This is a genomic window from Pseudomonas sp. MWU13-2517 (assembly GCF_023242545.1).
Lineage (GTDB): Bacteria > Pseudomonadota > Gammaproteobacteria > Pseudomonadales > Pseudomonadaceae > Aquipseudomonas.
Genome location: NZ_JALMFA010000001.1, coordinates 301053 through 319126 on the forward strand (window position 1 = coordinate 301053; position 18074 = coordinate 319126).

An 18074-nucleotide genomic window follows, 5' to 3' on the forward strand; every position below is an offset into this window, starting at 1 on the left:
GCCATTGCCTCTAACGCGCCTGCGCCACCATCGCTCGCCATGCCTGGACACTGGCCCGCTCGTTCACCTTGGCGTGCCACCTGTGGAGTGCCTCACATTCAGCCGGTACCGGCAGTTCCACCAGCGCGGCGAAGATCATTGCGCCGAGCAAAGCGATGTCGGCCATGGAAAATTCCTTACCCGCGACATAGGGCCGATTTTTCAGCACACCGTCGAAGTAGCGCATGCCTCGTACAGCCTTGTCGCGCATGCGCAGGCCCCATTCAGCATTCTGGTAGAGCTCGACGTCCGGCCCGAGCCCTGGGGTTGCGTGGTGGAAGTACACACTCACGGCATCCATAAACTCGATTTCCGCGCGCTTGGTCATCATGTGAATCAGACCTTGCTCGGTCGGTGTTCTGCCGGTCAACACCGGGTTGCCGTCGAGGGTATCCAGGTATTGGGTGATTGCCGTGCATTCGGCGATGAGCGTGCCGTCGCCCAGTTGCAGCACGGGCAAGGTCCCGGAGTAGTTGAGGGCGAGAAACGCGGGCTGCTTGTGCTCGCCGTTCCAAAGGTTGACCGATACGAACTCTACGTTGGGCAGCAGGCCCTTCTCGGCCAGTGCAATTCGCACCCGCGCCGGATAGGGGCCGCTGTACCAATCATAAATTTTCATCATCGGCGTGTGGGATGCGTCGGAATGGTGCTGCTGAGTGGTCATGATTCGCTCGCCTACCTGTCAAGTGGTAGGTAGAAATTAGAAGCTCTGTTTCGAACTGTCAACCTCTACCTGCCAGTTGGCAGGTAAAAAAATTTCAGCGTAGAATCCTCCCCTCTTCCTACGAACCGAGGAACCTATACGTGAGCGAAAATGCGCGGGAAGCCATTCTGGAAGCGGCCAAAGTCGCCGCCCAGCATTACGGTTACAGCGGCATCAATTTCCGCAGCATCGGCGAAGCGGTGGGCATCAAGAACGCGAGTATCTATTACCACTTCCCCAGTAAGGCAGACCTCGGCGCAGCCGTGGCCAAGCGTTATTGGCAAGACACTGCCGGCGCCCTCGAGGCCATACGCGCGCAAAACCCCGACCCGCTGCAATGCATGCGGATCTACCCGAGCATCTTTCGCCAATCGCTCGAAAGCGGCAATCGCTTGTGCTTGTCCAGTTTCATGGCGGCCGAGTACCAGGACCTGCCCGAAGAGGTGAAGAAAGAGGTACTCGCGTTTGCCGATGTCAACGTGGCTTGGCTCACCGAGGTGCTCACGGAAATCGGCAACGGCGACGCAGCGGACAACGAGCGACGCGCCCGTGCCATCTACACCGCCATCGCCGGCGCGCAATTGATTGCTCGCACGCGCGTTGATATTGGCTTGTACGATGAACTCATTCAGAGCTATCAGGACGCAGGGCTTATTCCGACATGACGGACTGGAGGCCCACCTGCAACAGGTAAGCCTCCAGCTTCTCCAGATGCTCTGACGCAACCATCGCCCCGATGTACCCGTCAGGACGCACCAGCACCCAATCGCCGTTAGCCAGTTCATAGGCACGTTGAACATGGTCCTGGTCGTCGTTGACCTCGCCCTCCGGTCCAAACACATGCACATGCATACCGGGCCCTGGCTTTACCCTCCCGCGCGTCACGCCATAGCCGAGCAACGTCCAGTGCGTCCCCTGAAACAGCTTGAACAGGCGCAGGCGCTGGCCATCCGCATCCCGTATCGGCGCATCCGGCGCTCGGTCGCCCGCCGTAACGCCGCTGCGCACGGGGTGTTCCAACGCCAGCGAGGACTGCGGGTAGCCGATATCCAGTTGATGCACTTCCCTGCCCCGGCGCAGGTCGCCGTTTTTCATCGCTCCGAGCAATTTCGTCGACAGGCCAAGCACGGAGGCGGCGACAGGCCGGCGCTCCTCCTCATAGGTGTCGAGCAAGCCCTCAGGCGCGCCCCGCACCACCGCCGCCAGCTTCCAGCCGAGGTTATAGGCGTCCTGCACGCTGGTGTTCAGGCCCTGGCCACCAGTGGGCGGATGGATGTGGGCGGCGTCGCCCATCAGCAGCACCCGCCCTGCGCGATATCGATCGGCCAAGCGGGCATTCATGGTATAGGCCGACGCCCAGGACACGGAACTCACCTGGATATCCGCACGACCGGTGCGCTCGGCAACGATGGCCGTGAGCCCTTCGGCGCTGAAGTCGATGTCGACATCAGGCGGGATCGGCCCCTGCAGCTGGAATAGGTCGGTACCGGCCAGCGGGCATATCGCAATCTGGCGTTGCATATCGCCTTCGCCAAAGCGGTGCCAGGCATCACGCGTGAGGCCACTAAGCATCACATCCGCTACCAGCGCGCGTACACCGAGGGTCTTGCCGGGGAAGCCGATATCCAGGGCATGCCGGACAAAGCTGCGACCGCCATCAGCCCCCACCAGCCAACGTGCACGGATACTTTCTTCGCCACCCTTGCCGACCAAGCGCGCACAGACGCCCTCGGCGTCCTGTTCAAACCCGATCAGCTCACAGCCAAACTCAGGCTGATGGCCCAGTTCCAGCAGGCGCTCGCGCATCACCTGTTCCGTCAAAAACTGCGGCACCATCAACGGGTGCTGATAGGGCTCGGCCGGCGTCGGGGTCTGTGGTGGGGTGAATTCGGCATCGCTGTAGCTGCCGTCGTCGCGATAGCGTCGGTCAGTCGGATAGACTCCACCCACAGCCACCAAACGGTCGAGAATCCCCAGGTCTTCGAAGACTTCCTGGGACCTGGGCTGGATACCCTTGCCACGCGAACCGTGGAAAGGCTGATGGTTTTTTTCGATCAGGCGGAAGTCGATACCCCTTCTCGCCAGGTCGATCGCCAAGGTCAGGCCGGCGGCGCCGGCACCACAAATCAGTACATCGACAGCGAATTGCGTTTTCATACTGGATCACCTATATGTGCAATACGCACATATTAAGAGAGGCCAACACCGTGTCAATTAAAAATGTGCAAAAAGCACATATATCCGCCCAACTGCGCGATCTGCATGGCTCGCTGGTTGAGATCGTGGGGGTGATGAATCGCCCGCAACGCGATGAAGCGATGGTCCGTGAAGCCGGTATTGCCCTGGATCGCGCCCTGTTTCCGCTGCTGGTGCTGGTGGAGCGGCTGGGTCCGATTGGCGTGGTCGAACTGGCCGACCGTGTAGGCCGCGACTACACCACGGTCAGTCGTCAAGTGGCGAAGCTGGAAAGCCTCGGCCTGATCTTGCGCCAGGAGAGCAAGCTTGATCGCCGGGTGCGAGAGTCGGTCATCACCGCGAAAGGCAAGGTCATGACCGACCGCGTGGACGAGGCGCGGGAGAGGATTGGCATGTCGATCTTTTCCACGTGGGACGAAGGCGATTTCGACAATCTGGTGCGGCTGATGCGCAAGTTTGCCGAGGACATCAAGGACGATTCGGTACGTGCCATACAAGATAACGACTGACCGGGGTGTTCGCGCAACAACAGTGCTTGGACAGCTTGTGCTGAATCAATACTCGCCCTCTCCCGCCAGAGCAACCGTATCCCATTGAAATAGAAGCTTTTATTCTTATGGCATGGCGCGTGCAAACGCCTTCGTATACCTCCGAAGGATGCACCCATGCCCCAGACATTGCCCCAGGCGCTGTTACACCAAGCCCACACCCGTGGGTCGGCGATCGCATTGCGTTACAAACGCCTGGGTATCTGGCACGAGCGCAGTTGGAGCGAACTGGCGCACGACGTCAGCGGCCTCGCCGCTGCCCTGTACTCGCTTGGCTTTGGCCGCCACGACAACCTGCTGACCATCAGCCAGGCGCGTCCCGAAGCACTCTCGCTGACATTGGCCGCGCAGTGGTTGGGCGGCAGCGTCACCTTGCTGGATCCGCACTGCGACAACCGCGCGCTGCTGGCGGACCTCAAGCCAGGCTTCGTGCTGGCGGAAAACCTGGAAGCACTGCAACAACTCCATGAACGCGGTGTGGCGCTGTACCTGGACGGACGCGGCCTGAATCACCCTCAATTTGCCGACGTGATCGCCTATGCTGACTTGGGCACCGACACCCCTGCGCCGGCTTGCGCCCTTGAAACCACCGCCCCCGCCTTCGTGTTCCACGCCGAAACCACCGTGCAGTTGAGCCATGCTCAATTGCTGACCGGCGCACGCACGCTGGTGACTCGAGAACAATTGAGCGGCGACGAAGAAGCCCTCGCGGCACGGGTGTTCGCCGCGAGCGGTCAAGCGCGTTACCTGCTTGCACCCTGGCTGCATGCAGGCTTTCGCCTGAACTTCCCAGAGACGCTGGCCACCCGCGACACCGACCGCCGAGAACTCGGCCCGACCCTGGTGCTGGGCACTCGTGAATCGTATGCGCGCCTGGAGCAATCAATACGCGAGCGCCTGCCGCTGCCAGGCACATTCGCGCACCGCTTGTACCACTGGGGCATGCAGCCCACGCCGTCGCGCGTGCGCCGCTGGCTGGGGCACTGGCTGATACGTCGGCCCTTGCTTGATGTGCTGGGCATGAGCCGCCTGCGTGTGCCCTTGCTGATCGGGCCGGCGCTGAGCCCGCAAAGCGCAGCCTTCTTTGGCGCGCTCGGCATTCACCCCGGCAACTGGCAGGAACCTTCCTCCCGCCAGGCATCCACCGACCACTTGCTGCCCCAATCGGTCTGACGAGCCCTCCATGCACACACCCACTGAACCGGTATTACTGCGGCTCGATGACATCTCCCTGTCGTTCAAGGGCATCAAGGCCATCACCTCCATCAGCTTCGACGTAAGAGCTGGCGACATCTGTGGGCTGATCGGCCCCAACGGCGCGGGTAAAAGCTCATTGCTCAACGTAATCAACGGGGTCTATCACCCCCAGAGCGGCAGCATCCACTATGCCGGCCAGACCCGTCGGCGCATGCGTGCGCACCAGGCGGCCGAGGGCGGTATCGCGCGCACCTTCCAGAACATCGCGCTGTTCAAGGGCATGAGCGTGCTCGACAACGTACTCACCGGGCGCAACCTCAAGCGCCGCGGCAGTTGGTTCGAGCACATGCTACGCCTGGGTCGCGCACCGAGCGAGGATGACGCGCACCGCCTGCATGCGGAAAAGGTGATCGCCTTTTTACAGATACATCCCTGGCGCCATGTGCCGGCAGGCACCCTGCCCTATGGCTTGCAAAAGCGTGTCGAACTGGCCCGCGCCCTGGCATCCGAACCCACCCTGTTGCTGCTCGACGAACCCATGGCCGGCATGAACGCCCAGGAGAAGGCGCAGATGAGCCAGTTCATCCGCGACATCAACCGTGAGTTCGGTACCACCGTGGTGTTGATCGAGCACGATATCGGCGTGGTCATGGGCTTGTGTGACCACGTAGTGGTGCTCGACTACGGCCGCAAGATCGGCGACGGCACCCCGGCGCAAGTACGCGCCAACCCCGATGTCATCGCAGCCTACCTGGGAACCTGAACATGGAATTTTTCTTTGAGGTGCTGATCGGCGGCTTGCTGGCCGGCGTGATGTATTCCCTGGTGGCGATTGGTTTTGTGCTGATCTACAAGGCGTCGGGCGTGTTCAATTTTGCCCAGGGCGCCATGGTGCTGTTCGCCGCGCTGACCTTCGTCAGCCTGCTGGAGCGCGGCTTCCCTTTCGCAGTGGCCTTCTTGGTAACGCTGGCGAGCATGGTGGTGCTGGCGTTGTTGATCGAAAAAGTGGTGTTGCGGCCGCTGGTCAATCGTCCGCCGATCATCCTGTTCATGGCGACCCTCGGGCTGTCCTACATGATCGAAGGTTTCGCCCAGTTCCTATGGGGCGCGCAGGTGCATGGCCTGGATCTGGGCATCGCCGATGAGCCGCTGGAAATTCGCGGCATGCTGCTGTCGCAATTCGACCTGTTTGCCGCCGGCACCGCCGCCGTGCTGGTGATCGTGCTGTCGCTGCTGTTCAACAAGACGCGGGTGGGCCTTTCGTTGCGCGCGGTCGCCGACGACCCGCTGGCGTCCATGGCGATAGGTACTCGCCTGCCGCGCATCTGGGCGTTGGTGTGGGCGGTGGCAGGCTTTGTCGGGCTGGTGGCGGGGTTGCTCTGGGGCGCGCGATTGGGGGTGCAGTTCTCGCTGTCGCTGATCGTGCTCAAGGCGTTGCCGGTGCTGATCATCGGCGGGTTCTCGTCAATTGGCGGTGCGATTGTCGGCGGTTTGATCATCGGCGCGGTGGAGAAGATCGCCGAGATTTACCTCGGCCCCGTCATCGGCAGCGGCATTGAAAACTGGGTGCCCTACGTCCTTGCCTTGCTGTTTTTGCTGGTGCGCCCGGCCGGGTTGTTCGGCGAGGGCGCCATCGAACGGGTCTGATCGCCTTTTAAGGAAACCTGCATGCTGTATCAAGAAACCGGTCAATTCAGTACCTCCTACGCGACGGAGCGCCGCACCTTTCGCTTGCGCCAGGATCGCGTCGCGCTGCGGCTGCTGCTGGGCTTCGCCTTTTTAGCCGTGCCCTGGCTGGGCAACGACTATTGGTTCAGCGCGATCCTGGTGCCGCTGCTGGTGTTATCCCTGGCGGGCCTGGGGCTTAACCTGCTGACCGGTTATGCCGGGCAACTCTCACTGGGCTCGGCGGCGTTCATGGCGGTGGGAGCGTTTGCCGCCTACAACCTGCAACTGCGCGTACCCGGCCTGCCGCTGCTGGTGAGTTTTGCCCTGGGCGGTGTGATCGCCGCGCTCGTGGCGGTGCTGTTCGGTTTGCCCAGCCTGCGCATCAAGGGTTTTTACCTGCTGGTGGCGACGCTGGCGGCGCAATTCGTGGTGGAGTGGGTGCTCACGCGCTTCAGTTGGTTTACCAACGGCAACGCCTCCGGGGTCATTACCTCACCACCGCTACTGATTGCCGGACTGGACTTCAGCTCCCCCCGGGGTCGCTACCTGTTGACCCTGACGGTAGTGGTGGCGCTGTTCTGGCTCGGCAAAAACCTGGTGCGCAGCGAACTGGGTCGCAACTGGATGGCGGTACGCGACATGGACACTGCCGCCGCCGTCATCGGCATTCGCCTGTTGAAGGCCAAGCTCTTGGCGTTTGCCATCAGCGGCTTCTACCTCGGTGTCGCCGGCTCGCTGTGGGCGTTCGCCTACCTTGGCACCGTGGAGCCCCACGGCTTTGACCTGAGCCGTTCGTTCCAGGTGCTGTTCATCATCATTATCGGCGGCCTCGGCAGTGTGCTCGGCAACTTCCTGGGCGCTGCGTTCATCGTGCTGTTCCCCATCCTGCTGGGCAATCTTTTCGGGCTGCTGCCCTCAGGACTGATGGATGCCGGCCAGTTGGAAAACATCCAGAAAATGCTGTTCGGCGCGCTGATCGTCGCCTTTCTGATCAAGGAACCGGAGGGGCTCGCCCGCTTATGGCAGCGCTTTCGTCAACGGGCCAGGGTTTGGCCATTGCGTTACTGAACTCAATAACCCCCCGAGGAATTGCCTTCATGACACACCGCTTATCGCTGCGCCGCCTGGCATTGGGCCTGGCCTTGATGACCGTCGGGTTCGCCGCCGGCGCCCAGGCTGCCAACGAACAATACTTCCCCTTGCAGAGCTATCGGGTCGGACCTTATGCCGCCGGCGGCACAGGCTTCTTCGGGGGTTTCATCGACTACCTGCAATACATCAACTCAAAGGGTGGCGTGAACGGCGTCAAGCTGACCTGGAGCGAATGCGAGACCGAGTACGTGGTAGAAAAAGGCGTCGAATGCTATGAGCGTCTCAAAGGCGGCCTCAACGGCGCGCCGGCCGCTGCTACCAACCCGCTGTCGGTGGGCATCGCCTACGCCACGCTGGAACGCTCTACCGCCGATAAGCTGCCACTGATCACCATCAACCACGGGCGCACCGACTCCACCGACGGCAGTGTGTTCCCCTACGTGTTCCCGCTGCAGCTCAACCCTTACTCGGAAGTGTCGGCGATCATCAACTACATCGGCCAACGCGAAGGCGGCGCCGACAAGCTCAAGGGCAAGAAAATCGCCGTGCTCTACCACGGCTCGCCCTACGGTAAGGAAACCAACGGCGTACTCGAAACCCTGGCGAAAAACGCCGGCTTCGAACTGACCTTGCTTGAAGTGCCGCATCCCGGCAACGAACAACAATCGCAGTGGCTGAACATTCGTCGGCTCAAGCCGGATTGGGTGATCCTGCGGGGCTGGGGCGTGATGAACCCGGTGGCGCTCAAATCCGCGCAAAAAGTCGGTTACCCGGCGGATCACATTATCGGCAATATCTGGAGCAACTCAGAAGAAGACGTGGTGCCGGCCGGCGCTGCGGCCAAGGGCTTTATCTCGATCACCACCCACCCTTCGGGCACCGATTTCCCGGTGCTGCAAGGCATCAAGGCAAGCGTGGTCGACGCCGGCAAGGGCAACCTGGCCGACCCCAAACGCTTTGGCACCGTGTATTACAACCTGGGTGTGGTCAACGGCATTCTGAACGTCGAAGCGTTGCGCCTGGCCCAGGAAAAATACGGCCAGAAACCGCTGACCGGTGAGCAAGTGCGTTGGGGCTTCGAACACCTGAACCTCGACGATGCACGTTTGCAGGCGCTGGGTGCCGAGGGCTTGGTGCAACCGCTGAAACTGTCCTGCGCCGACCACGAAGGCGGCGGCGCCGTGCGCTTTCAGCAGTGGGACGGCCAACGCTGGAACCTGATCAGTGACTGGGTGCAGGCTGACCGCGCGCTGCTGCGCCCGATCATCGAAGTCTCCGCGGCCCAGTACGCGAAAGAGAAAGGCATCACGCCGCGTGATTGCAGCAAGGAGGAGTAAGCGCCGACAGATTCGCAGCCGGAGTCGATGGCATTGAGTCAATGCGAGCATCGCAGCCTGGCTGAAGCTCGGCAGGGCTCATATTCAACCGGCTTGGCTTGAAGTCCGCGCACCTTGATTGAATGAAGTTTCACTCCCCCACTGCAGAGCCGCACCGGCCACGCCGACCCTCGGCGGGGTTGGCGCTGCTTCGCGCCATGGAGTACGGGCAGGAGTTCAGCGAGCAGGAGCGTCGCTGTGTGATGAGCACCGATTGGATACAGAACAATCAGCCATTTGTATTGTGTACAAAAAACCCTAAAGATTTCCCGACGCCAAGCCGAGACAACAGTGATAGCAATTCGCCGCAAGCCTGTCAGGTGCGCGATGATTTGCGCCGCCCTCTCCGCTGATGGTCGTCTCGATGAAAATAAAAAATAAGCTGGTACTGGCATTCGTCTCCGTTGCGTTCATCCCGGTGAGTCTGGTGGCCGTGATTTCAGTCATGAACACACGCACCCAGGCGGTGGATCAGTTCATCGATGGCAGCACCCGGGAAATCCGCCAGATCGATGGCAACATCCGCCAGTTCTTCGATGGCACGCTGCAAAACGTCGATCAAATGGCCGCCGACCCTGTATACACATCGGTCAACACGCTGAAGAATTACCAGCCCGCCGATGCGCCCAGCCAGCCGCTGCCGGCGGAAGCGCAAGCGGTGATCGACCGCTTCGCGCGCTTTGGTGCCACGCACCCGGCGGCGGCGATCCTGTCCATCGGCCTGGAAGACGGCACCTACGCCAAATGGCCCGATGATCCGCAATTGGCCAAGTACGATCCGCGCACTCGCCCCTGGTACAAGGCGGCCATGGCCAGCCCCGGCAAGACCGTGCGCACCCCGGCTTACTATTACGACAAAGATGACGTGGCCCTGGTCGGCACCGCACGGGCGTTGCTGGATAACGCCGGCAAGGCCAAGGGGGTGTTCGTGGTCAGCGTGTCGCTGAAGAACCTCACCGAATTGCTCAAGAGCATCAAGCTGGGTGAAAGCGGCTATGTGATGCTGATCGAGGACGGCGTGGTACTGGTCGACCCGCGCAATGCAGCGCACAACTTCAAGCCGCTCAAGGACCTCGGCGCACCCTATGCGCAACTGGCCGACACTCCCCAGGGTTCGACCGAAGTGGTGATCGACGGCGTGCGTTATATGGCCAACGTCTGGACCTCCCCCGGCCTCGGCTGGCGCTATGTAGGGCTGATCGAATACAACGAAGTGATGGCGGCCGCCACACGCATGACCTACCTGACCGCCGTGATCGTAGCGGTGCTGGTGCTGATCTTCGGGCTGATCGCCGCGGCGTTTTCCAAGGTGATCGTCAAGCCGATTGGCCAGGTCAGCAGCGGCTTGCAGTCGATCGCCCAAGGCGAAGGCGACCTGCGCCACGAGTTGCAGGTGCAGGGCAAGGATGAAACCGCCGAACTGGCCGGCTGGTTCAACAAGTTTCTCGCCGCGATCCGTCAGTTGATCCAGCATATCGGCGCGGCCTCGACCAACTTGCACGACGCCTCCAAGGTCAACAGCGAAGTGGCGCATAACATGAACGAAGCGGCCGGGCGCCAGCGTGAAGCGGTGGAATTGGTGTCCACCGCGTTCAACGAAATGGTCGCCACCGCCAACGAGGTTGCGCGCTCATGCAGCGGCGCGGCGGAATCTGCCGAGAACGGTCATCGGCGGGTGGCCGAGGGCAAGCAGCAGATCGAAGTGACCACTGATAACGTCAACCGCCTGGGTCGCCGCTTGACCGAGTCCTCCCAGGCGATGGTCGAACTGGAAGCCGGCAGCCGCAGCATCAACCAGATCCTCGGCACCATTCGCGCCATCGCCGAACAGACCAACCTGCTCGCCCTCAACGCGGCCATCGAAGCCGCCCGCGCCGGCGATCAAGGCCGAGGATTCGCGGTGGTGGCGGATGAAGTGCGTGCCTTGGCCAAGCGCACGTCCGACTCCACCGGCGAGATCGAACACTTGCTCGGCGCCCTCGGCAGCAAGACCGAAGAAGTCACACAGAAAATGAGCAGTTGCCTGGACCTGTCACGGGCCAGCGTGTCGTCCATCGAAAGCGCGCGGGACAGTTTCGAGGGTATCCAGACATCGGTGAACGAGATCCGCGACCAGAACCTGCAGATTTCCGCCGCCGCCGAGGAGCAACACAGCGTGGCCGAGGAGATCAACCGGCATATCCAGCAGATCTACGACGAGGCGCGACTGGTGGAAAGCCTGGCCAACTCGGCACAGGACGATTCCGGGCGCCTGTCGAATTTGTCGGATGAGCTCAATAGCTTGGTGGGGCGATTCAAGTCCTGAACATTCGTCTATCGGGTTCCTCTGCCGGGTGGTCGACGATCAGCCGGCGGAGGGCACTATCTGGCGTGATGCTTTTTTAGCCGCGACGAAGATTGACTGTGGGAGCTGCTGCTTCCTATTGCTGTGAAGCCATCCAGGCTACAAAAGCTTGAAGTCGAGCCGAGAACTTTTCGCTGTCGGCACTCGGGTTCCGGGCTTCAAACAAGAAGAATGCCACCTGGACAACCATCGTCGGATACTGACGTGCGAACAGCGCAACATGTTCTTCAAGTGTTTGTGGCCATGCCGATGCCTCTTCTGCACACAGTATCTGGGTGGCTCTGATCAGCTTGCGTGACGCTGCACGTTGCAGGCGAAGTCGTTCTTGCTCGGTGTCGGCACGCGCGATGCGTCGAAGGTAGGCTGTCAGCACCGCTTCAAAGTCTCCATTCATGGCCAGGGCGACGTCCATTGACGGCCGAAATCGCTCAAACCGCACGCCCAGATCATTACCCCAGACGCACCGACAATGATGCTTGAGCCAGAAGCCCCAGCTATTCCTGTTTTCGGCGGCCAGTACCTCTGCGCGACTGCCGATATCGAAATCTACCTTGGTCACTTGCGGGTGCCGCAGTTCCAGGTCACACCGGACCCTTTCCAACCTTTCCAAGATCGCTATAGTCGGCGACTCACGCAGCACTAATGTGAGATCAAGATCGGAAATACCTGGGAGCGCCTCGCCGCGCGCGACACTCCCATAGAGGTAAATCCCATCAACCCCCAAGTCTGGCTGCGAGAGCACATTGCAGACATCCTCAAGCAGTGGCTGAAACTCAAGCTGCACGGGGGCTCGGGAAACGGTAAAGATAAAGCCTTCGGCGTCCACGCCCGTGGACCGAGATTCGCTCATGCGTGATGCTTCTCGATCACCAGCCCTTCAGCCTCACTCGGCACACAGAAGTGGCGGGTAATCAGGTCAAACTCGGCATCCGTGGCGGCGAAGTCATGTTCACCCTGGGCGTTGCGCGCATGCAGCCGGGCGCGGCAGGTGGCATCGTCCAGTTCCAGGTAATGCAGGCAGTGCGGGACCTGGGCTGCGCGTGCCAGCCCCAGCAACCATTCGCGGTTGGCCAATGTGTTGGCAGGGAAGTCCAGTACCACGTTGACGCCTGACTGCAGCACATTGATCACCAATGGCCCCAGCACGCCGCGAATACGCTGGGCGCAGCGGAGGTAATCGGCAATGGAGCTGATTTCACCCGGGTAGAGCGTGGCCAGCCAATGGTCTTCGCTGAGCACAATGGCAGCGTGCTGGGTGGCCAGGGTCTTGGCGAGTGTTGATTTGCCCGAGGCGATCTTGCCGCACAGCAAATGCAAGGTTGGCATGGGTAGAGATCCTTCTTCCAGGTTGAACGTCGATTGAATGCTCATAGCGGATACTGACATGGCCGATGCGAGGGGCATCGAACGGCCTGATGGTAAATGATCTGAGAGGTTATAGGGGCTCAGGTGGTCAACCCTGCCAAGGGTTCATCCGACAAATTAAGTTGAATCCTCGATTTTGTCGGGGGTCATCTATACCGGAACGACACAAAATGGAGGTGATTATGAACCTTGCAATGACACTCTTCAGTCTGTTCGCCGGTTGGATGGCGATTGTGATGTCGATGATGTGGGGCGTTCTGCGGGTGTTGCGCTGGCATCATGATTAGCACGCCGGACGGACGTTATTTTGTGGTCAAGGGTCAACTGTGGCGCTGCACCAACCCGGCGCTGGATGAAGCCACCCGCCAGCGTCTGGTCCACGCGCTGATGGAAGCGCGCCGTGCAGTCAAAGCGGCCAAGGCCTCGAGTGATCCGCAACAGTTGAGTGCGGCGCGGCAGCAGGTGCAATGCGCCAAAGTCGCGCTCGGCGAGCGCGGCCCCGTCTGGTGGGATGACGGCAGCCCCGACTTCAATCGTTATCAGGTGGCCAATACGCCGTATGCCGAGTGGTACGAAAACATCTCGACATGAAACCCCAATGAACTTTCTTACAAACGCTGCGCTCCTTTCCTATGCAAACCCTTCAGGCAAAGCCACCGCGCCCTGAATCCAGGAACGCTGAACGATAAGGAGCAACTGCCCCATGACTACCCTCCCCGCCCACTACGCGACAAGGCCAGGGCCGCTGCATGCGATCTTGCTTGCCGGCAGCGTTCCGTTATTTCTGGGCGCTTTGCTCAGCGATATAGCCTACGGGCAGACCTACCAGATTCAGTGGGCCAACTTCGCCTCATGGCTGATTGCCGGTGCGTTGGTATTCAGTGGGTTTGCGCTGTTGTTCGCGCTGGTCAACCTGCTTCGGGCGGAGCGTAAATCCGGGCGACCGACTGTTTACTTCCTGTTGTTGCTGGCCGCCTGGGTACTGGGCCTGATCAACGCCTTCCAGCATGCCAAGGACGCATATGCCATGATGCCCGCCGGTCTGGTGCTGTCGAGCATCGTGACGCTTCTGGCGGTGGTTGCAACCTGGGTCGGCCTCACCGATCTGCGTTCGGGAGATGCCAAATGAAGACCTCCAGCACCCTGACGCTATTGAGCGCTGCCCTATTGCTGACCGCCTGCGGTGGCGAAGGTGAAAAGACCCAGGCCCACGGCCCCGACCCCAAATTGCCGGAACAGCAAAGCAGCCTGCTGCCCAGCATGAAAATCGCCGAACCCGCGCCTTGGGGCGCAGAAAAACCCAAGGTGCCCGAAGGCTACAGCGTCACCGCCATCGCCACCGATCTCGCCATCCCGCGTCAAACCCTAGTGCTGCCCAACGGCGACATCCTGGTAGCCGAAGGCCGTGGCGGCAGTGCGGCCAAGCTCAAGCCCAAGGACGTCATCGCCGGCGTGATCAAGGCCCAGGGCAACACCCAGGTCAAGGGGGGTAACCGCCTCACCCTACTGCGCGATGCCGACGGTGATGGTACGTATGAGCTGAAAACCGTGTTCGCCGACAATCTCAACGCGCCCTACGGCCTGGCCTTCGCCGACGGCAAACTCTACGTGGCCAACCAGGACGCGCTGGTGCGCTTCGACTATGTCGACGGCCAGACTAAAGCCAGTGGCCCGCCCGCCACCGTCATCAACCTGCCGGCGCAGATCAACCACCACTGGACCAAATCCCTGGCGGTGAGTGCCGACGGCCGTCAGCTCTATGTCGGCATTGGCTCCAACAGCAACATCACCGAACGCGGCATGGAAGTGGAAATTGACCGGGCGATGGTCTGGCAGATCGATGCCGCCACCGGCGCGCACAGGCCGTATGCCACCGGCCTGCGCAACCCGACAGCCCTGACGATCCAGCCGGGCTCGGGGCAATTGTGGACGGTGGTCAACGAACGCGATGAACTCGGCCCTGACTTGGTGCCGGATTATCTGACCGCTGTGCGCGAAGGTGCCTTCTACGGTTGGCCCTACAGTTATTGGGGCCAGAACGTCGACAACCGCGCACAACCGCAGAACCCGGCGAAAGTCGCCGCGGCGATCAAGCCCGATTACAGCTTGGGTTCGCACGTGGCGGCACTCGGCGTGGATTTCTCGATACCCGAAATGGGTGCGAAATTCGCCGACGGCGTGTTTGTCGGTGAGCATGGCAGTTGGAACCGTGACAACCCGGTGGGCTACAAGGTGATCTTCGTTCCGTTCAGCAACGGCAAGCCCTCCGGTGAGCCCGTCGACTTCGCGACAGGCTTTCGCGACGCCGATGGCAAGACCCGCGGGCGCCCGGTGGGCGTGACCGTGGACCCGAAAGGCGCGCTGATTATCGCCGATGACCTCGCCAACACCGTTTGGCGGGTGACCCGCAACCGCTAGACAAAGGCTTTGACATGTTTGCCTGAGGCAACAATATAATTGCCTCAGGCAACCATTCGAGCGCCATCATGTCTACCATCCTGAGCGAACGCGCCGGCATCATCCGTGCTTTCAACCGCTTCTATACGCACCAGATCGGTGTGCTGCAGGAACACCTGCTGCAAAGCGACTTCTCCCTTACTGAAATACGCGTGATGTACGAGTTGTCCTCCCGAGGCGACCTGACCAGTGCCGACCTGTGCCAGATGCTTGGCCTGGACGCCGGTTACCTCAGCCGCCTGATCACCGGGTTGGAAAAAAAAGGGCTGGTCCAGAAGGTCCGCTCAGCCACCGATGCGCGCGCAGTGCAGCTGCATCTCAGCGACCTCGGCCGTCGCGTACTCGCTCCCCTGGAACAGAAAACCCAGCAAGAAGTCATCGCCTTGCTGCAAGCCCTGCCCGAACCGCAACAACAGCAACTGACCGCCTCCATGCTGCGCATCCAGACCCTGCTGCAAGGCCGTGCGCCAAGCTATCTGCTGCGCGACCCGCAACCCGGCGACATGGGGCGGTTGGTACAACAGCAAGCGGCGCTGTATGCCCGCGAATACAACTGGAACTGGGAGTTCGAAGCATTGGTGGCGGAGATTGTCGCAAAGTACTTGCGCGAATTTGATCCGACGTGCGAACGCTGCTGGATCGCCGAAAAGGACGGTGAGGTCGTGGGCTCGGTGTTCGTAATACGCCATGACGCGACCACGGCCAAACTGCGCATGCTCTACGTGGACGCCAGTGCGCGGGGCATGGGCATCGGCCAGCGCCTGGTGGACGAATGCCTGCGCTTTGCCCGGCACGTCGGCTACCAGCGCATGGTGCTCTGGACCATGAGTGCGCTGACCGATGCATGCAAGCTCTATCGCAAAGCCGGTTTCACGTTGATTGAAGAAGAACCTACCCACAGCTTCGGCAAATCCCTGGTCAGCCAGACCTGGGCGCGTGAGCTGTAGGCCGGGGCCTGGTCACCCAAGCCCCGCACCGCTTACAGGTCGGTGATTTCCTTGTGGCGCGGCACCAGCGCTTTCATCACGCTCCACGCCACCAGGTACGCCAGCGCACAGATCGCAAACATGATCATGTAACCGGTGTGAATGTCATTGACGGACTTGTAGTAGTCGAACACCCAGCCGCCGATCTTGGTCATGACCACGCCGCCCAAGCCGCCCGCCATGCCGCCGATACCCACCACGGACGCCACGGTTTTTTGCGGGAACATGTCGGACACGGTGGTGAAGATATTGCACGACCAGGCCTGGTGCGCCGACGCGCCCACGCCGATCAGCAGCACCGGCACCCAGAAACTCAGGTAACCCAAAGGCTGCGCCAGCAAAACCACCAGTGGGAACAGCGCGATCACCAGCATGGCTTTCATGCGGCCGTCGTAGGGTGCATCGCCACGCGCCATGAAGTAACTGGGGAACCAGCCACCGCCGATACTGCCGACCATGGTCATGCTGTACAGCACGGCCAGCGGCATCACGATGTCCGCGCCTTTCATGCCGTACTGCGCCGACAGGTAGGTGGGCAGCCAGAACAGAAAGAACCACCACACGCCATCGGTCATGAATTTACCGAAGGCGAACGCCCAGGTCTGGCGATAGGTCAGCAACTTGAACCAGGAGACTTTTTTCTCCGCTGTACCGGCAGGCACAGGTGTGAAGGGCTGTAGGGTCTGATCACTGCGGATGTAGGCCAACTCTTCGGCTGAAAGGCGCTTCTGATCCTCGGGTTTCTGGTAAAGCGCGATCCATGCCGCGACCCACACGAACCCCAATGCACCAATCACGATGAACGCAGCTTCCCAGCCCCATAAGCCCGCGATCAATGGCACACAGATGGGCGCCAGGATCGCCCCCACATTGGCACCCGAGTTGAAAATACCGGTGGCCAGAGAGCGTTCTTTCTTCGGGAAGTACTCGGCGGTGGCCTTGATCGCAATCGGGAAATTACCCGCCTCGCCAATCGCCAACACGGCACGTGACAGCATGAAGCCGGCAATTGACACCGGGATCACCGCCAGGCCTACAGCACCGCTGACCGCTGCGATACCCGCGCCAATCGGCAATGAGAACGCGTGCATGATCGCGCCGGTGGACCAGATACCGATCGCCACGACATACGCGGCCTTGGTGCCGATCCTGTCGACAAACCGCCCGGCGAACAACATGGAAATCGCATAAACGAACTGGAACACCGCGGCGATGTTGGCGTAGTCGGTGTTGCTCCAGCCAAATTGCGTCGACAGTTGTGGCGCCAGCAAGCTGAGCACCTGGCGGTCGAGGTAGTTGACGGTAGTCGCGAAGAACAACATCGCGCAGATGGTCCAGCGATAGTTGCCTACCGCCTGGCCAACGCGCTGGGCGTTGAGGGGCTCGTTCAAGTTCATGGCATCACTTTTTATTGTTTTTAGGTAAGACACACGTAACGTCATATGTCGTCGTACAACCTCGACTTTTATATCGAGCTGCCTGATCGCTGTCAATCGTCAGAACAGCTATTTATCGAGGGTGTTTGACGGTGTCCGAACTATGAGGCAACAGCAGTTGTAGGATGACAAACCCGTAGCACCAGGCTCGGGGCCTTACCCGGCACATCATCAAGCAGGCCGAAAGGCTGCATCCCGAGCTTTTCCAGCACTCGAATCGATGCCGCGTGATCCGGCCGTACCAGGCCGAACACCTCGCTCAGGCCAAGGCTGTCAAATGCCAGCGCCAACGCGTCACGCCCTACCTCGGTGGCATAGCCCTGCCCCCAGGCCTCCACGGCAAATCGATAACCCAGGTTGATACGCCGCTCGTGCAGGTAATTGAGCGGCGCTATTCCGCCAAAGCCGATGATGTGGTCCGGCGCCGCACGCTCTGCGATCGCCCACCAGCCATAGCCTTGCGTCGCCCACTGTTCCAGCCATTGATCCAGAAGCCGTCGCGCAGCATCCGGGCTGGCCAGCGGGCCCGCCGGATTGAACAGGTTGGTCTGCGGGTCGCCGAAGATCGCGAATAATCGCTGCAGGTCGGCAGGCTGTGGCTGACGGTAGATAAGGCGCGACGGCGTGGCAGGCATTTGAATAACTCCTTTGAAGGCTGACGAAGTTC

At 60.9% G+C, this 18074-nt stretch carries 18 protein-coding genes; 12 read left to right on the forward strand and 6 right to left on the reverse strand.

Annotated features, from left to right (window positions below):
- Window positions 1–10: 10 nt before the first annotated feature.
- Entirely contained in the window at window positions 11–703 is a 693-nt protein-coding gene (locus M5B97_RS01390) for a glutathione S-transferase (protein WP_248730499.1), read from the reverse strand.
- Between the two features lie 140 nt (window positions 704–843).
- Here M5B97_RS01390 and M5B97_RS01395 point away from each other — a divergent pair, with 140 nt between their 5' ends.
- Entirely contained in the window at window positions 844–1407 is a 564-nt protein-coding gene (locus M5B97_RS01395; protein WP_248730500.1) for a TetR/AcrR family transcriptional regulator, read from the forward strand.
- Here M5B97_RS01395 and M5B97_RS01400 read toward each other — a convergent pair.
- The gene (locus tag M5B97_RS01400) at window positions 1394–2899 is read right to left on the reverse strand and encodes an FAD-dependent oxidoreductase (protein ID WP_248730501.1); all 1506 of its coding nucleotides are present in this window, start codon (window positions 2897–2899) and stop codon (window positions 1394–1396) included. The two genes, M5B97_RS01395 and M5B97_RS01400, sit on opposite strands and share 14 nt — an antisense overlap.
- 50 nt (window positions 2900–2949) lie before the next feature.
- Here M5B97_RS01400 and M5B97_RS01405 point away from each other — a divergent pair, with 50 nt between their 5' ends.
- From M5B97_RS01405 to M5B97_RS01435, 7 genes are all read left to right on the forward strand, one after another.
- Window positions 2950–3447, forward strand: coding sequence for a MarR family winged helix-turn-helix transcriptional regulator (locus tag M5B97_RS01405; protein ID WP_248730502.1), 498 nt, complete (start codon window positions 2950–2952; stop codon window positions 3445–3447).
- Window positions 3448–3603: 156 nt separating this feature from the next.
- Entirely contained in the window at window positions 3604–4659 is a 1056-nt protein-coding gene (locus tag M5B97_RS01410) for an AMP-binding protein (protein ID WP_248730503.1), read from the forward strand.
- Window positions 4660–4669: 10 nt separating this feature from the next.
- The gene (locus M5B97_RS01415; protein ID WP_248730504.1) at window positions 4670–5446 is read left to right on the forward strand and encodes an ABC transporter ATP-binding protein; all 777 of its coding nucleotides are present in this window, start codon (window positions 4670–4672) and stop codon (window positions 5444–5446) included.
- 2 nt (window positions 5447–5448) lie between these two features.
- The gene (locus tag M5B97_RS01420) at window positions 5449–6330 is read left to right on the forward strand and encodes a branched-chain amino acid ABC transporter permease (RefSeq protein ID WP_248730505.1); all 882 of its coding nucleotides are present in this window, start codon (window positions 5449–5451) and stop codon (window positions 6328–6330) included.
- Between the two features lie 21 nt (window positions 6331–6351).
- Window positions 6352–7419, forward strand: coding sequence for a branched-chain amino acid ABC transporter permease (locus M5B97_RS01425; RefSeq protein WP_248730506.1), 1068 nt, complete (start codon window positions 6352–6354; stop codon window positions 7417–7419).
- A 29-nt stretch (window positions 7420–7448) separates the two neighbouring features.
- Window positions 7449–8780 (forward strand): ABC transporter substrate-binding protein, encoded by a 1332-nt coding sequence (locus M5B97_RS01430; RefSeq protein WP_248730507.1) that lies wholly within the window; start codon window positions 7449–7451, stop codon window positions 8778–8780.
- Window positions 8781–9183: 403 nt separating this feature from the next.
- On the forward strand, window positions 9184–11124 hold the full coding sequence (locus tag M5B97_RS01435) for a methyl-accepting chemotaxis protein (RefSeq protein ID WP_248730508.1): 1941 nt from the start codon (window positions 9184–9186) through the stop codon (window positions 11122–11124).
- A 115-nt stretch (window positions 11125–11239) separates the two neighbouring features.
- On the opposite strand, the gene M5B97_RS01440 is transcribed toward M5B97_RS01435, so the two are convergent.
- Both M5B97_RS01440 and M5B97_RS01445 read right to left on the reverse strand, forming a co-directional pair.
- A complete protein-coding gene (locus M5B97_RS01440; protein ID WP_248730509.1) occupies window positions 11240–12013 on the reverse strand; it encodes a nucleotidyltransferase domain-containing protein in 774 nt (257 codons plus the stop codon).
- Entirely contained in the window at window positions 12010–12489 is a 480-nt protein-coding gene (locus tag M5B97_RS01445; protein ID WP_248730510.1) for an ATP-binding protein, read from the reverse strand. The genes M5B97_RS01440 and M5B97_RS01445 overlap by 4 nt, the downstream gene beginning before the upstream one ends.
- Before the next feature lie 315 nt (window positions 12490–12804).
- Here M5B97_RS01445 and M5B97_RS01450 point away from each other — a divergent pair, with 315 nt between their 5' ends.
- The 4 genes from M5B97_RS01450 to M5B97_RS01465 all read left to right on the forward strand — a co-directional run bounded on the left by M5B97_RS01450 (window position 12805) and on the right by M5B97_RS01465 (window position 15932).
- Window positions 12805–13119, forward strand: coding sequence for a hypothetical protein (locus M5B97_RS01450; RefSeq protein WP_248730652.1), 315 nt, complete (start codon window positions 12805–12807; stop codon window positions 13117–13119).
- 112 nt (window positions 13120–13231) lie between these two features.
- Window positions 13232–13657 (forward strand): DUF2231 domain-containing protein, encoded by a 426-nt coding sequence (locus M5B97_RS01455; protein ID WP_123718551.1) that lies wholly within the window; start codon window positions 13232–13234, stop codon window positions 13655–13657.
- Window positions 13654–14946, forward strand: coding sequence for a sorbosone dehydrogenase family protein (locus M5B97_RS01460; RefSeq protein ID WP_248730511.1), 1293 nt, complete (start codon window positions 13654–13656; stop codon window positions 14944–14946). The genes M5B97_RS01455 and M5B97_RS01460 overlap by 4 nt, the downstream gene beginning before the upstream one ends.
- Before the next feature lie 68 nt (window positions 14947–15014).
- Window positions 15015–15932 (forward strand): bifunctional helix-turn-helix transcriptional regulator/GNAT family N-acetyltransferase, encoded by a 918-nt coding sequence (locus tag M5B97_RS01465; RefSeq protein WP_248730512.1) that lies wholly within the window; start codon window positions 15015–15017, stop codon window positions 15930–15932.
- Window positions 15933–15964: 32 nt separating this feature from the next.
- Here M5B97_RS01465 and M5B97_RS01470 read toward each other — a convergent pair whose 3' ends face one another.
- Window positions 15965–17368, reverse strand: coding sequence for an MFS transporter (locus M5B97_RS01470; RefSeq protein ID WP_248730513.1), 1404 nt, complete (start codon window positions 17366–17368; stop codon window positions 15965–15967).
- A 140-nt stretch (window positions 17369–17508) separates the two neighbouring features.
- Entirely contained in the window at window positions 17509–18042 is a 534-nt protein-coding gene (locus M5B97_RS01475) for a GNAT family N-acetyltransferase (RefSeq protein WP_248730514.1), read from the reverse strand.
- Between the last annotated feature and the right edge of the window lie 32 nt (window positions 18043–18074).

Coding starts and splice junctions, on each gene's coding strand:
- M5B97_RS01465 (WP_248730512.1), top strand. CDS start 15,015: ATGTCTACCATCCTGAGCGAACGCGCCGGCATCATCCGTGCTTTCAAC.
- M5B97_RS01400 (WP_248730501.1), bottom strand. CDS start 2,899: ATGAAAACGCAATTCGCTGTCGATGTACTGATTTGTGGTGCCGGCGCC.
- M5B97_RS01470 (WP_248730513.1), bottom strand. CDS start 17,368: ATGAACTTGAACGAGCCCCTCAACGCCCAGCGCGTTGGCCAGGCGGTA.
- M5B97_RS01475 (WP_248730514.1), bottom strand. CDS start 18,042: ATGCCTGCCACGCCGTCGCGCCTTATCTACCGTCAGCCACAGCCTGCC.
- M5B97_RS01425 (WP_248730506.1), top strand. CDS start 6,352: ATGCTGTATCAAGAAACCGGTCAATTCAGTACCTCCTACGCGACGGAG.
- M5B97_RS01445 (WP_248730510.1), bottom strand. CDS start 12,489: ATGCCAACCTTGCATTTGCTGTGCGGCAAGATCGCCTCGGGCAAATCA.
- M5B97_RS01435 (WP_248730508.1), top strand. CDS start 9,184: ATGAAAATAAAAAATAAGCTGGTACTGGCATTCGTCTCCGTTGCGTTC.
- M5B97_RS01460 (WP_248730511.1), top strand. CDS start 13,654: ATGAAGACCTCCAGCACCCTGACGCTATTGAGCGCTGCCCTATTGCTG.
- M5B97_RS01420 (WP_248730505.1), top strand. CDS start 5,449: ATGGAATTTTTCTTTGAGGTGCTGATCGGCGGCTTGCTGGCCGGCGTG.
- M5B97_RS01440 (WP_248730509.1), bottom strand. CDS start 12,013: ATGAGCGAATCTCGGTCCACGGGCGTGGACGCCGAAGGCTTTATCTTT.
- M5B97_RS01455 (WP_123718551.1), top strand. CDS start 13,232: ATGACTACCCTCCCCGCCCACTACGCGACAAGGCCAGGGCCGCTGCAT.
- M5B97_RS01390 (WP_248730499.1), bottom strand. CDS start 703: ATGACCACTCAGCAGCACCATTCCGACGCATCCCACACGCCGATGATG.
- M5B97_RS01415 (WP_248730504.1), top strand. CDS start 4,670: ATGCACACACCCACTGAACCGGTATTACTGCGGCTCGATGACATCTCC.
- M5B97_RS01430 (WP_248730507.1), top strand. CDS start 7,449: ATGACACACCGCTTATCGCTGCGCCGCCTGGCATTGGGCCTGGCCTTG.
- M5B97_RS01410 (WP_248730503.1), top strand. CDS start 3,604: ATGCCCCAGACATTGCCCCAGGCGCTGTTACACCAAGCCCACACCCGT.